Annotated in this window: 13 protein-coding genes and 1 pseudogene; 9 read left to right on the top strand and 5 right to left on the bottom strand. The window is 39.3% G+C overall.

Features of this window, described 5'->3' with window-relative positions; genetic code table 11:
- The first annotated feature begins 79 nt into the window (after positions 1–79).
- From J5J05_RS04165 to J5J05_RS04150, 4 genes are all read left to right on the top strand, one after another.
- On the top strand, positions 80–265 hold the full coding sequence (locus J5J05_RS04165; protein ID WP_208559407.1) for a hypothetical protein: 186 nt from the start codon (positions 80–82) through the stop codon (positions 263–265).
- A 13-nt stretch (positions 266–278) separates the two neighbouring features.
- Entirely contained in the window at positions 279–563 is a 285-nt protein-coding gene (locus J5J05_RS04160) for a hypothetical protein (protein ID WP_208559406.1), read from the top strand.
- A gap of 100 nt (positions 564–663) precedes the next feature.
- Positions 664–1842: a M20 family metallopeptidase gene (locus tag J5J05_RS04155; RefSeq protein ID WP_208559405.1), complete on the top strand. Its 1179-nt coding sequence runs from the start codon at positions 664–666 to the stop codon at positions 1840–1842.
- A 16-nt stretch (positions 1843–1858) separates the two neighbouring features.
- Positions 1859–2356 (top strand): GNAT family N-acetyltransferase, encoded by a 498-nt coding sequence (locus J5J05_RS04150; RefSeq protein ID WP_208559404.1) that lies wholly within the window; start codon positions 1859–1861, stop codon positions 2354–2356.
- A gap of 66 nt (positions 2357–2422) precedes the next feature.
- Here J5J05_RS04150 and J5J05_RS04145 read toward each other — a convergent pair whose 3' ends face one another.
- Together J5J05_RS04145 and J5J05_RS04140 are read right to left on the bottom strand one after the other, a co-directional pair.
- The gene (locus J5J05_RS04145) at positions 2423–3940 is read right to left on the bottom strand and encodes an ABC transporter permease/substrate-binding protein (protein WP_208559403.1); all 1518 of its coding nucleotides are present in this window, start codon (positions 3938–3940) and stop codon (positions 2423–2425) included.
- The gene (locus J5J05_RS04140) at positions 3940–4896 is read right to left on the bottom strand and encodes an ABC transporter ATP-binding protein (RefSeq protein WP_208559402.1); all 957 of its coding nucleotides are present in this window, start codon (positions 4894–4896) and stop codon (positions 3940–3942) included. Before J5J05_RS04140 ends, J5J05_RS04145 begins: the two co-directional genes overlap by 1 nt.
- A gap of 123 nt (positions 4897–5019) precedes the next feature.
- Between J5J05_RS04140 and J5J05_RS04135 the strand changes: the two genes are divergently transcribed.
- The 4 genes from J5J05_RS04135 (at position 5020) to J5J05_RS04120 (ending at position 7552) form a co-directional block, all read left to right on the top strand.
- Positions 5020–5502, top strand: coding sequence for a GNAT family N-acetyltransferase (locus J5J05_RS04135; RefSeq protein WP_208559401.1), 483 nt, complete (start codon positions 5020–5022; stop codon positions 5500–5502).
- A 170-nt stretch (positions 5503–5672) separates the two neighbouring features.
- Positions 5673–6365: a hypothetical protein gene (locus J5J05_RS04130; protein WP_208559400.1), complete on the top strand. Its 693-nt coding sequence runs from the start codon at positions 5673–5675 to the stop codon at positions 6363–6365.
- A gap of 42 nt (positions 6366–6407) precedes the next feature.
- Entirely contained in the window at positions 6408–7121 is a 714-nt protein-coding gene (locus J5J05_RS04125; RefSeq protein WP_208559399.1) for a hypothetical protein, read from the top strand.
- 98 nt (positions 7122–7219) lie between these two features.
- Entirely contained in the window at positions 7220–7552 is a 333-nt protein-coding gene (locus J5J05_RS04120) for a hypothetical protein (protein ID WP_208559398.1), read from the top strand.
- Between the two features lie 60 nt (positions 7553–7612).
- Here the strand turns inward: J5J05_RS04120 and J5J05_RS04115 are convergent, their stop codons facing one another.
- Positions 7613–9814 carry a S8 family peptidase gene (locus tag J5J05_RS04115; RefSeq protein ID WP_208559397.1) on the bottom strand — a complete coding sequence of 734 codons (2202 nt, stop codon included), beginning with the start codon at positions 9812–9814 and terminating at the stop codon, positions 7613–7615.
- Positions 9815–10091: 277 nt separating this feature from the next.
- Between J5J05_RS04115 and J5J05_RS04110 the strand changes: the two genes are divergently transcribed.
- Positions 10092–11396, top strand: a complete 1305-nt coding sequence (locus tag J5J05_RS04110; protein ID WP_208559396.1) for a DUF2399 domain-containing protein — start codon at positions 10092–10094, stop codon at positions 11394–11396.
- Positions 11397–11451: 55 nt separating this feature from the next.
- Here J5J05_RS04110 and J5J05_RS13060 read toward each other — a convergent pair whose 3' ends face one another.
- Together J5J05_RS13060 and J5J05_RS13055 are read right to left on the bottom strand one after the other, a co-directional pair.
- On the bottom strand, positions 11452–12399 hold the full coding sequence (locus J5J05_RS13060) for an ABC transporter ATP-binding protein (protein WP_279633291.1): 948 nt from the start codon (positions 12397–12399) through the stop codon (positions 11452–11454).
- Positions 12385–13182: pseudogene (locus J5J05_RS13055) on the bottom strand (ABC transporter ATP-binding protein); the annotation flags it as partial. The pseudogene J5J05_RS13055 and the gene J5J05_RS13060, both read right to left, overlap by 15 nt.
- Positions 13183–13265: the final 83 nt, after the last annotated feature.

Here is a 13265-nt window from a genome sequence, read left to right as displayed (position 1 = left end):
TCTCTATTTTATTTCACTAAATGGATTCTTTTGGTTAGAATAGTGATAAAATAAATAAAACCAGAAGAGGGGAGTCACCATGTACTCAAATAAAAAGGTACAAATTGCGCAATTCGTTGTTGCACTACTTTTGATAGGGGTTATTTTATTACAAATGTTCAGTCAGATTCATTATGAAGATACAAAAGGATTGCTGTATTTTCTATTGCTCATCAATATGGTCATTGCCGTAATTTCAATCATGCAAAGTAGAAAAAAGCACTAAAGGAGGAAAAGTGTTGAGAAAAGAATTTCTATTTAAACTGCTTTTTTCGTTATTAGTTATAGGTGGGTATATCTTTAGTTACGCGACAGGATCGATAGGGCTACAGGCGGTTAATCTAAACGGCTTGATTGTCATAATCTTCTTAGTTTTGCTCGTCTACGAAGAGGTTAAAGAAAGAAAAATGGATATAAAGAAACGTAATCAGTTAGAAAGATGGATGGACGGACTATTTATTTTGATAACAGCTAGCGTTGCTGTAGAAATTATATTGTCCTTAATTTTTGTAGGATTTGGCTAGTTTTAGTTTTGTATATTTTTTGAATAATTATACAAAATGAATTGACTTTTATTGTGGGTAGGATTAAACTAATCAGTAAAATGAAAATTAGGGGAATCTTATGACGATGAAATTATATACAGAAAACATTCAAACGATTATAGAAGATCTAAGTCCAGAGCTTAAAGAACTCAGCGAATATATTTATGACCATCCAGAACTCGGTCACGAAGAATATCTTTCTTCAAAAGCACATGTGACGTTACTTGAAAAACATGAATTTGATGTTGAATATCCTTACCTTGGTATCGATACAGCATTCAAGGCAGTGTATAAAGGAAAGAAAACCGGACCAACGATTGCTTATCTTTCTGAATACGATGCACTTCCAGGGATTGGACACGGCTGCGGTCATAACTTATTGGGATCAACAGATACGGGTGCAGGAATCGCTTTATCAAAACTAGTCGATGAAGTCGGTGGAACAGTGGTGGTATTAGGGACACCCGCAGAAGAAACCAATGGCGATAAAGTCACAATGGCAGAAGCTGGAACATTTGAAGATATTGATGTCGCTTTTTGTACGCACCCATCAGATGACTATTACGCGAGTGGCACTTCAATGGCTATGGAAGCAATCGAATTCAAGTTTCATGGTAAAACTTCTCATGCAGCTGCATCACCGTTTGAGGGAAAGAACGCATTGGATGCGTGCTTAAATACATTCAACAATATCAATTCACTTAGACAGCAGATTCATCCTTCAGCGCGTGTGCATGGCGTCATTAAACAAGGTGGAGAAGCTGCGAATATTATTCCAGATTTCACTAGAGCGGAGTTTTACGTACGTGCGATGGATATGCCTTACTTAACAGAACTGAAAGAAAAAGTCATTCGATGTGCAGAAGCCGGTGCAATGGCAGCGGGTTGTACGATGGAATGGGGACATTATGAAGCGAGCTATCAAAATCTCATCACGAATAAGACGTTATCTGAGCGATATAACGAAAACATGAAACAACTAGGAATCGAAATGAATACAGAAGTAAAAGATTCTATGGGCTCAATGGATATGGGAAATGTCAGCCAAGTTGTGCCAGCGATCAATCCGTATTTCGGTATTAGTGAGGGCAATAGTGTAACAGCCCACACAGTGGAATTTAGAGAATATACCAAGACAGCCGCTGCTTATCAAGGTATGGAAAAGACTATCGCTGCCTTTACTGAGACAGCTTTAGATCTAATACTTGACCAACAATTACTAGCGGATGTTAAGGCAGAATTCGAAGCGACACTTTAAAAAGGAGGGTAACGATTTGCAGTTGCGGAAGTTATTGATAACGGATGAACATGCTTATAGAACCTTCGTTGATAGTTGGGGAGACGAAAATATCGTACCAACGTCCGCCGACTTTGAGGGTCAATCTTATTCAGAGTATCTAAAGCAGTTGATATTGGATGAAGCAGGAAGAACAGGATGGGTACCAGCAGAAACCTATTTTTTGTTCCTTAATGAGGATGAAATAGCGGGTGCGATTAATTGTCGATACAAATTAAATGACCGATTGAAACACCTTGGAGGCCATATCGGTTATGGTGTATCTCCAATCCATAGACGACAAGGATTAGCACAGACGATGGTGAGCACAGTATTACCTTTGTTCAAAGAACGAGGGATTGAAAGCGTGGTGATCACTGCGGATGATCAAAACAAACCTAGCATCCAAACAATACTGAATCAAAATGGTCAAAGAGAATCATCAGGTGTTAAAGATGATGGCCGATCATTTGGACGTTACTGGATCACATTATAAAAAAATCCCCCTGATTACAAAGCAGTGTTTCAACGGCTTTAGTAGTCGGGGGATTTTTATATTCCTTTATTCAGACAATAGTCCTTCTTCAACGAGAAATTCTCGAGCAACATCAGCAGCGGTAACATCTTCGTAGTCTACGCGGTAATTCATTTCGCGCATTTGATCATCGGTAATGCGACCACCAAGTACGGATAATATTTCTTCTAATTCTGGATGTTCATCAAGTAAAGCATTTTTTAGAAGGGGTGCGCCTTGATACGGAGGGAATAAATCCAAATCATCTTCTAAAACAGTCAGATCGTATTGAGCGATTTGTCCATCTGTACTGTAGGCGTCAAGGATATCAATATCTCCTTGTTCCATTGCCGTATAGCGCAATTGTGGCTCCATCGTTTGTACGTTACCGAAAGTAACACCGTACAATTCCTGAATACCAGGGTAACCATCTTCGCGGTCATTGAACTCGATTGTGAATCCGGCGTTCATATTAGCCGCTACACCATTCAAATCGGACATTGTGACCAAATTATTTTCTTCAGCAAATTCTTTCTGAACCGCCAAAGTATAAGTGTTGTTGTAAGCCATTGGTTCAAGTAAAGTCATATCATACTCTTCGTTCAATCGTTTATTTGCTTCTTCGTATACTTCTTCTTCTGTGGTTCCAGGTTCGGGTACTTCATCAAAGAATGTACTTAGTACAGTTCCTGTGAATTCCGGATAAATATCGATTTCGTCAGCTTGTAGTGCGTTAAAGACGAAGGTTGTTTTACCGAAATTAGGTTCGATTCTGACCTTTAGATCTGATTGATCTTCAATGAGTAACTTGTAAATATTCATCAAGATTTCGGGTTCAGTATTTAATTTACCAGCAATAACGATATCTTCTTCTTCATTGAAAACCATTGGAACAAAAATTACACCTATAACCAGTACAAGGGCAGAACTGAGTAAAATAACAGTTCTTTTAAATGAAGTTTTTTGAATGTAGCTGAGTAACCAGTCAAAGAAAATGGCGAGGAGCGCTGCCGGAACGGCACCTAAAATAATCAATGCATTATTACCACGGTCAATTCCTAAAAGAATCAGACTACCAAGACCACCTGCGCCAATCAATGCGGCAACTGTAGCGGTACCGATGATCAAAACCATTGCTGTCCGAATACCAGCCATGATGACAGGAAGGGCAATTGGGATTTGAACTTTCGTTAATTTTCTATAACGACTCATCCCCATTGCATCAGCCGCTTCATTCAACGCAGGATTGATCTCTGCCAGACCCGTATACGTGTTTCTTAATATTGGTAGCAAAGCATAAACAACAAGTGCGATAACTGCTGGGACAGTACCAATACCGATCAGTGGTATCAGTAAGCCTAGTAGAGCAAGGGACGGGACCGTCTGGAAGATTGCTGTGACTTGAATAATAGGTTCAGCAATTCGTTTATGTCCTATCAACCAAATTCCGATGGGAACGGCAATCAAAACGGCAATCAGTAAAGAGATAAAAGATAATTGCATATGTTCGTATAGAGCAGTCCAAAAAGCACCGCTACGCTGTTGGAAAGTTTCGACTAAATTCATTAAATGTTATCCTCCTTTGACGATGCAGCTTCTTCTGCTAGGAAGCTGACAAGATGGGCTTTTGTGATAACAGCGTTTGTTCCTTCTACCGTAATGGCCTCATGTTCGGATAGAAGAATCGTCAAGGTCTTGACTGTTTCAGTAGTAGCGATGATCGCGCTTGTTGGTTCAACAGTTTGATCAACATATCCTTTTTCTACTAAATCTTGTACGGTTTTTTCTTCTTGGTAGTTTGGAAGTCCGGTTTGAATAAATTCACGAACAAAATCGTTAGCAGGTTGCTTTAAAATCTCTTCTGCGGTACCTACTTGCTCGATTTTACCTTTATTCATTAGGCAGATTCTATCTCCTAGGCTAATAGCTTCTTGCATATCATGTGTAACAAAGACGACTGTTTTTTTGAGTTGACGTTGGAGTTTCAGGACGTCTTTTTGTAAATTATTTCTAGTAATCGGATCTAATGCACTAAAAGGTTCATCCATTAAAATAATATCTGGATCAGCTGCGAGCGCACGAACAACACCAATTCGCTGTTGCTCACCACCGGAAAGCTCAGATGTTTTACGGTGACGATAGCTTTCAGGATCCATTCCAACACTCTCTAGTAGTTCAGCTACGCGATTACGCATATCTTCTTTCGACCATTTCTTCATTTCTGGTACGACCAGAATATTTTCTTCAATCGTCATATTCGGAAATAAGGCGATTTGTTGTAGTACGTAACCAATGTTCCACCTTAGCTCTTGGAGATCGTAGTCGCTAATCGGCTTGCCCTCTATTCGGATGTATCCTTCTGAGAGATCGATCAATTGATTGATCATTTTAAGTGTAGTCGTTTTCCCACTCCCACTGGGACCAATCAGTACAAAAAACTCTCCCTCTTTAATTTCAAGAGAAAAGTCTGATACAACAGCTTGATCATTATAGCGTTTATAAACTTTCTCAAATTGAATCATAAGTGCGCTCCTTTAAAATCGTTGTTGTTATAGTATAGCAAAAGCCATTCTATAAACTGAATAAATATGGCTTGAGAACACAGAATTACTTCCTTATAATCATTTATTAAAGGAGAGGACGCTATGAACTTAAAGATTAGAAAAATCCAGCAACAAGATAATCAGAAGATGGGAGAGATCGTCCAGCGTAACCTAGAAAAAGCTGGCTTGGCTATACCGGGTACCGCTTATTTTGATCCCTATTTATTTCAACTGTCCACTATCTACCTAGCAGAACGGTCAGACTACTGGGTAATGAAAAAAAATCACAAGATCATTGGTGGGGGTGGGTATGGTCCCTTCGGTCATCATAAAACAACAGGAGAACTACAAAAGCTGTATATTATTGAAGAAGAACAAGGACAGGGGTATGCACATCTGTTGATGCGCACCATTCTTGAAGAGGCTGGTCACGTTTACGAGGAGATTTATATTGAAACCTTTGCTTCGCTCGCGGTAGCTAATACGCTTTACTTAAAATATGGATTTGAAAAGTTAGATCAACCGCTTGATGGATCTGAACATGGTGCGTGCGATACATGGTTATTAAAATCTTTATACAAATAATCATCCAATTAAAAATAAATCAATATTTTGATGCGTATTGATTCATCTATTTATTAAATTCGTTCTTTTTTCCCTTTCAATTATGGTAAACTTGTTTGGTAAGTAAATGGTAATAATATGATGAAAATTAACTCATTTTATTATGATGATTAAGTTTTAGGGGGGAAAGTATGTATGAATTTTGGATAAAAGCAGAGCGGTTTTACACAACTATTATGCCAATGATTTTATTGATTCTTTCTGTTGCTATGATCGTTGGTTTGTTCATGTTTTATTATACGGAAAAACGTAGCAAAAAAAGAAAAGTGATGGGTATCAGTCTCATTCTACTCTTTCTTGGAAGTGCTATGTTCTCTTTCTGGGGTCATGATACATATGGTTTTTGGCTAGAACAATTCAATTACATCAATCCAGGTGTGCGTAGCCAAAAGAAAATTATGGGTACAGTCATCGTGGAGAACCCATCGTTGGTATCTAATTATCAAGGTGTTGATTTGAGTGATCATTATCAGTCGCTAGAAATGTATCAACGTGAAGAAGTGCGTCAGGCAATCAATCATCCCTATCTTGGTGAATTGAATGGACGTCACTACTTTGCGATTGGAAAAGAAGAACAATATGCTTTTTGGTATAGAGGCGATGTAGCGTTCACACAAGAAAAATCCTATATGCAAGGCACACAGTTCCGATTGAACGATCCACGCTTTGAACAGTTAGGCTTTACCCCGATCACACCTAATTACTTAGAGACAATCTATATCAATCAAGAAGAAGCAGATCAAGCAAAAGATGAGTTTCCATCAAAAGTTTTACCCTTCTCAAGTGGCATCTCAGATTGGATCACAGGGGCGCTTACTTCTTGATAATAAATATTTCTATTTGTAAGCAGAAAGGATAAAACAATAATGTATGAATTTTGGGTAAAAGGAGAATCACTTTATACGTTGATTTTACCGATTTTATTAGCAGTTTTGATGGTCGTGTTGATTGCGATTGTTTTTATCCGCATTTATACGGATAAAGGTAGCAAAAACAGAAAAATAGGACAAGGAATGATACTTTTACTGTTAGTGAGTATCGTGGGATATGGTTACGTTCAACATACCAGATACAACCAATGGATCGAGCAGTCTAGCTTGATCAATCCAGGTGTTAGAGATCGGTACAAAATCATGGGGTATGATGTGATGCAGAGCTCAGATTTAGTCAATAGTTATCAATCTATGAATCTATTGGATCGCTTTCGGGAACTAGATATGTATGAAGAAGAAACTGTAGAGGAACCGATTGATTTAACTTACTTAGGTACGAATGGAAATCAGCATTATTTCAAAATGGGGGACGAGGGACAATACGCCGTTCGATATACAGGAGAAATCACCTATACGGATGAGCCCACCCATTTAACGGGCAGTCACTTTAAAGTAGTCGATGAACGATTCGTATCGTTAGGATTTACCCAAACGTCTGCGAACTATTTGGATACTTTCTATATCAATCAAGCTGAAGCGGACGAAGCCCCAAACGAATTTCCGGTAACGATTATTCACCCATCCGAAGTATGGAAGAAATGGAATCTCGGGCATCAACCAACAAAGGGGACCAGTTTAGGACAATAAAGGTATAAGTGTAATCATTTCGGTATCAAACTGATATTGTATTCTCTCGAGGTACTCTGTAAAATAAAGAGATAAATGACCAAGAGAGGAGTTAATAAATGAATACTAACATAGAGACTTTTACACCTTTTCGGCCTGTATTTTATATTTTACTAGGCTTTTTGATAGTGACACTGATTATGGCATTAATACCTAAAAGTAAAGAATCAAAAATCAATATGGTATCGATCTTATCCATCTCTGTTACGCATATAGTCATTGCAAGTGCGTTACTTGTAATAGAAAATCAGTTACTAGATATGTTTGATTTAAAAGGTGATTCTATCAGCTTTTATACTTACTTAGCTGTATTGGTTCTTAGTGTTTTGAACCCTGTTGTTTATTATTTTAGAAATAAACAAAAACGTAGAGGTTCTTATCAATTTAGATAAAGGCAATAGAAAAGGAGAACCAGGCGGTCTACCGCTAGGTTCTCCTTTTTTATTCATTCATTATTTTGGTTTACCGCCGAAGTAATAGAAGCCGCCACCAAAAGAAGCAAGGGCAACGACAGAAGCGACAATCGCAGGTGTAGGGACGTTAGATTCTGTCGCATCAGTCTGATCAGTTTCCGAATCAGATGCTGATGGATCTTGTGTATTTCCATCTTCAGAAGTTTCTGTAACGCTCGTTTCGTCTTTATCCTCATCAACCGTTTCGTCTTCCTCGGTCTCCTCTTCATTCTTAACGTTTTCAAAAGCATCTGGGTTGAATACACCCAATGTACCTGTTTGATTTATCGTTGAGACGACAGCGCCATTTGCATAAGTGCTCTCAAGCGCAGTCCATTTTTCTTCATCTACATTCCATTGATAAAGCAAATCTTGGTTCTCTTCTGCAGAATCAGTAAAGAAACGGTAGGTCATATCTGTTTCAAATGTACGGATACTGGTGCCATCTACGAGCATGTCTAATTCATAAAGTGGCGTTTTTGACTGATCTTGATCGGAGACAGTTTGTTGAAGCTCTTTACTAAAGCGAAGCATTGTTTCCCCATCTTGGAAATTGCTAGATGGAATCAACCATTCCATATCCAGTTTAGCGATCAGCAGGCTGATATTGCGTTCTCTCAATTGTTGAACTTGATCAGCAGACAGTGACAACTGATCAATGTTTGCCATGGTAGCATCAAAGGATACAGCGATAACGCCATTATCTGCCACAGAAGCGAAATCTTCTTCAGTCAGAATAGCTGAACCTTCACGTTCGCCAGGTCGAATCCAAACAGCGTTCTCAGAAATGTCTACAGTTTGTTCGCCATTTGTTTCTTCCGTATCTGCTGCTTCATTTTCTTCTGAATCAGGTGTTTTTGTCTCTTCTTCAGGCTGTTCTTCAACGGGTTCTTCCGTTTCAGGCGTAGATTCATCAGTAGGTGTTTCTGTTTCGCCAGGTTGGGTTTCTTGTTCTGTGCTTTCGTCAGAAGAAGGGGTTTCTGTTGGCGCCTCTTCTGTTTCCTCTTCTACGGGCTCTGTTTCTTCAGGTTGTTCTTCAACCGGTTCAGGCTCTTCAGCAACCGCGGGAGCGTATTGAACAAGACCGTAACCGTAGCGGTTGTCTCGACCAACTGGGCCTAGATCTAATGCATTTTCTTGAAGAATCCCTCTAACTTGTGATGTGCCATATTTTTGCATTAATAAAGCAGCAACACCAGCAACGTGAGGGGTTGCTTGAGAAGTACCTGAATGGGTTGTGTATCCACCGTTGACAGCCAATCCATTGATCGACTGGCCGGGGCCAGCTAGTTCATTTTGAGCAGACACTTTGGAGTCGCCAGCGATTGTTTGATTTCGGCCCACATTAGAAACAGCAACGACTTCAGGGTATGCTGCAGGATAGTCAATCTCACCAGAACCATTCCCGCTAGCGGCAACCACTATAATACCAGCATTCGTTGCTTTAATAATAGCATCATGAATATCTTGGTTTGGGTTTTCGAAACCCGAACTAATATTGATGATACGCATATTATTGTCAATCGACCATTGAATACCGGAAAACAAATTACCTGACGTTGTTTTATTTCCTTCACCTGTAGCATATACTTTGACGCCATATAAATTAACGCCAGGTGCAATACCACGTACAGGGGATTGGTTAGAAGCGCCGATAATGCCGGCAACGTGTGTGCCGTGACCATCACTATCACTTGTCCACTTATCTGCATCACCAAAGATACTATACCCACCGGCATAAGTAATATCTGGATGTTGGTAAAACCCCGTATCAATTACGGCTACGTTAATACCTGAACCCGTTATGCCTTCATCACTAGCTTTAAAAGCGCCGACCATTTCGTTGTTCCAGTCATTGTCGGTCAATGTTCGCTGTGTTGTTTCAGCCGTTTCAGATGTGGTCATCTCTTGATCGTAACTAACACGACGAACACCCTCTTGTTGACTGATCGTCTTTACTGCTGAAGCAGGAACGGTCATCGTTTGAATAGGTAACATATCAAGTGTACGCACATTTTGATAACTTGGATCTAGTGTCTCGGGATCTGGAACGGTGTCTTCATACCGAACGATAATATCCATGAGCTCTTCTGAATCAGTTGACGGTTCCTCAGCTAATACGGTTATAGATGGTGCGATAAAGGTAAATAAGAATAAAAAAACTAAAAATAGCGAACTTAATTTAAGTATAAGCTTCTTCACAAATCAATCTCCTTTAAATCTTGTCATTGAATCCTTCAAACTGTCATCAAAATCGTTTAATTCATTAAAAATATCTTATCATAGACGTGTTACAATACCAGAAGGAAAACCCTCTTTTTTTTCAGGTATTCCACATAACTGCCATATTTTGTTAAAGATTTATGATATCGTACTATTATAATGTTTTTTTAGAAGAATAAAAGACTTCTAAAGAAACTGACACATTTAAGGCGAAAAGAGACGACATATAAAATGAGTAAAAAGGAAGTAATCAATAATGGCTAAACAAGATTCCTTGAAAAAAGCGTTAAACTATTTCAAGAAAAGTGATATCTTCTTTCACTTGTTCTTATTGTTTAAAAATGAATATGATACAACAAAAAAACCGATTAAATTCATAGATATATCAGAATTCACTGAAGAAGAACTCGAACCAGTCAAAGCATTTTTAATGACTGACCTTGATTTATCACAGCAACCTGTCGTAGTTGATACGAGTAGATTTGAAGCAAGACTGCAAATAACATTTGGACTAACATTACCTTTAGAAGCATTTTTAACTGTGTTTTTTCAAGATATGCTTAAGATTGAAGAGCCGGACATGCAACAACCGCATCGGGAAATGAGCAATTTCGTCGATTACTTGGAAAGAGAGTATGGCTTACTAGCAGGTTGGTTCAGTTATTTGAGAAGAGGGACAAGTGACAGTCAATGGGTTTATCACTTGATTTCAGCATCACCGAAGGCTTTTGAAGATCATGTATTGCATCTTTCGGAGGCTGTGCGTCTACTACCGGAGCGACCGATTCGCTTGGGGTTATTCGGACAGATTGTTGCAGGAGATCCGCATGCATTTGATCGACACACTACATTGGGCAAACTATTTCTTCATGTATTGTCAGAGGATGCTAGATATCATGCGATCGAACCAGTAAAAGTTCCGTCAAGTAGTGAAGAAGTGAATCAACTCTTACTGAAATTCAATCTTTTAAGAGACGATATCACAAATTACACAACAGCAGTCAATCTTTATGCAGAAACGATTGAAGGCTATCATCCTGTTTGGGAATCCGCAGCTCACTTGCATAATGTGCTGAATGTACCGATGAGAGAATTGATCAATATTGTCGCTGCATACCCAGCACATGAGGCGCAAATCGTCTGGGTGATTGAAAATCCCGTTGTATTTTCTACGATTTTAGATGAAGTGCCGAATGTACCGATGATTTGCACACAAGGCCAATTGACACTAGCAACCATGGAGTTATTAGACCGACTAGCAGAAGAAGAAACGGATATTCGTTACTGTGGAGATATGACCCCAGAGGGGATACAGCGCGCTGAAAAGATACTGATGCGCTACCCAGAGAGTTCGCAACCTTGGAAAATGGATATTCCATCTTATCTAGCATCAAGAGCAGAAGAAGAAACCTTAGATGCCAAAGACATCGAAACCTTGAATGCTTTCTCGCTGGATATTTTTTCATGTTTGAAAGACGAAATGAAAGACAGGGGCAACCCAGCCTATCAAGAAATGTTGATAGAAGAAATGATTAGTGAATTGAACTATTATTATCAATAAAAAAGAGGCACCGCTAAGATAGACTTTGATCGTCTAAATCAGCGGGCCTCCTTTTTTATTGATTTGATGGTTCGTCCGGTACAGCGACCCAGTGTCTTGGTGAAACTTCTTTAAAAGTAGTGGTCAAAGCATTATATGCAGCTGCATCAAATACTTCGCTTGATTTTTTACGTGTTGCTTCGTAAGCGGGATCCGGAACGGGAATAGCCGCTAGCAACTTTTTAGTATAGGGGTGCAATGGATTAGAAAATAATTCTTCTGAATCAGCTAATTCGACTAACTGTCCATTAAACATAACAGCTACACGGTCGCTGATTCGTTTTACCATTGAAAGATCATGGGCGATAAAGAGATAAGTGAGCCCTAATTTCTGTTGAAGTTCTTCAAGTAGTTCGACGATCTGCGATTGGATAGACGCATCCAGTGCAGAGAGTGGCTCATCGCAGACGATAAATTTAGGATTGACTGCGAGTGCTCTAGCAATACCGATACGTTGACGCTGTCCACCAGAAAATTCGTGAGGGTAGCGCATCGCAAAGGAAGGATCCAGACCGACCAGTTCCAATAGCTCAATGACTCTATCGTAACGTGCTTGTTTGTTTTCTGCTAAGCCATGCACATCGAGTGATTCTCCGATAATATCAATGACTTTCATCCGAGGATCAAGGGAAGCATAAGGATCTTGGAAAATAACTTGCATATATTTTCGCATGTCTTTCATTTCACGATTGTTTAAGTGATTCAAATCGAACCCTTCGTAGATGATCTCGCCGCCGGTAGCCTCGTGGAGACGAAGAATCGTTTTCCCCGTTGTCGATTTACCAGAACCAGATTCTCCAACTAATCCAAGTGTTTCATTTTCATAAATATCAAAAGTGATATTGTTGACCGCTTTTAAAACAGCCCCTTTTCCCATGTCAAAGTGTTTTTGCAAGTTTTTGATGGATAAGAGTGTTTTTTCCGGATGGTTGCGAGAGGAGACTGATTTTTGTTCCTTTTGCAAGTTCGGAACAGCATCTAATAGTCTCTTCGTATAAGGGTGAGAGGGGTGATTGAATACATCTGCAGTTTCACCGCTTTCTACGATCTCTCCATCCTTCATGACCAGTACGCGGTCACACATGTTTGCAACAACACCAAAGTCGTGAGTAATCAAAATGATGGCAGTCCCAAACTTTTCTTGAATGTCTTTTAATAGTTCCAGAATTTGTGCTTGAATCGTAACATCTAATGCCGTTGTTGGTTCATCGGCAATGAGTAAAGCGGGATTACAAGCGAGTGCGATAGCAATCATCATACGCTGACGCATGCCCCCAGAAAACTCATGAGGATACTGCTTATATCTGAAATCAACATCCTTGATACCGACAAGTTTCATGATATCTAATGCTTCTTTTTTTGCGGCATTTTTTTTTAGTTTTTGATGGAATCGAATACTTTCTGTAATCTGATCTCCAATCGTCATAGTTGGATTGAGTGAAGTCATGGGATCTTGAAAAATCATTCCGATATCTTTTCCGCGGATTTTTCGCATCTCTTTTTCAGATAACTGCATTAAATCTTTGTCCATGAACATTACTTGACTCGTTTCACCGTTTTGAGCATTTGGCGGAAGCAAGCGCATAATTGAACGAGCAGTTACACTTTTACCACTTCCAGATTCGCCAACGATTCCTAAGGTTTCACCTTTCGAAACGTCAAAATGAATCTGCTTAGCCACTTCATTTGAAGCGTCACCTTGTTCAAATACAATAGATAAATCCTTTACATCGAGCAATTTTTCCATAGTTTCGCTCCTCAAAGTTCGCCTAGAATAGTTAGATTATAGCACGTTTGTCAATAGAATTAAAAAAACGAATGAGATAGTAT

This window comes from Marinilactibacillus kalidii (assembly GCF_017599325.1).
GTDB classification, from domain to species: Bacteria; Bacillota; Bacilli; order Lactobacillales; family Carnobacteriaceae_A; genus Marinilactibacillus; species Marinilactibacillus kalidii.
The sequence above is the reverse complement of the archived record's forward strand: the minus strand, read 5'-3'. Positions and strand labels throughout refer to the sequence as shown.

Excerpts from the sequence above, each read along its gene's own strand:
- J5J05_RS04165 (WP_208559407.1), top strand. The coding sequence starts at position 80 with ATGTACTCAAATAAAAAGGTACAAATTGCGCAATTCGTTGTTGCACTA.
- J5J05_RS04155 (WP_208559405.1), top strand. The coding sequence starts at position 664 with ATGACGATGAAATTATATACAGAAAACATTCAAACGATTATAGAAGAT.
- J5J05_RS04145 (WP_208559403.1), bottom strand. The coding sequence starts at position 3,940 with ATGAATTTAGTCGAAACTTTCCAACAGCGTAGCGGTGCTTTTTGGACT.
- J5J05_RS04140 (WP_208559402.1), bottom strand. The coding sequence starts at position 4,896 with ATGATTCAATTTGAGAAAGTTTATAAACGCTATAATGATCAAGCTGTT.
- J5J05_RS04135 (WP_208559401.1), top strand. The coding sequence starts at position 5,020 with ATGAACTTAAAGATTAGAAAAATCCAGCAACAAGATAATCAGAAGATG.
- J5J05_RS04130 (WP_208559400.1), top strand. The coding sequence starts at position 5,673 with ATGTATGAATTTTGGATAAAAGCAGAGCGGTTTTACACAACTATTATG.
- J5J05_RS04125 (WP_208559399.1), top strand. The coding sequence starts at position 6,408 with ATGTATGAATTTTGGGTAAAAGGAGAATCACTTTATACGTTGATTTTA.
- J5J05_RS04120 (WP_208559398.1), top strand. The coding sequence starts at position 7,220 with ATGAATACTAACATAGAGACTTTTACACCTTTTCGGCCTGTATTTTAT.
- J5J05_RS04110 (WP_208559396.1), top strand. The coding sequence starts at position 10,092 with ATGGCTAAACAAGATTCCTTGAAAAAAGCGTTAAACTATTTCAAGAAA.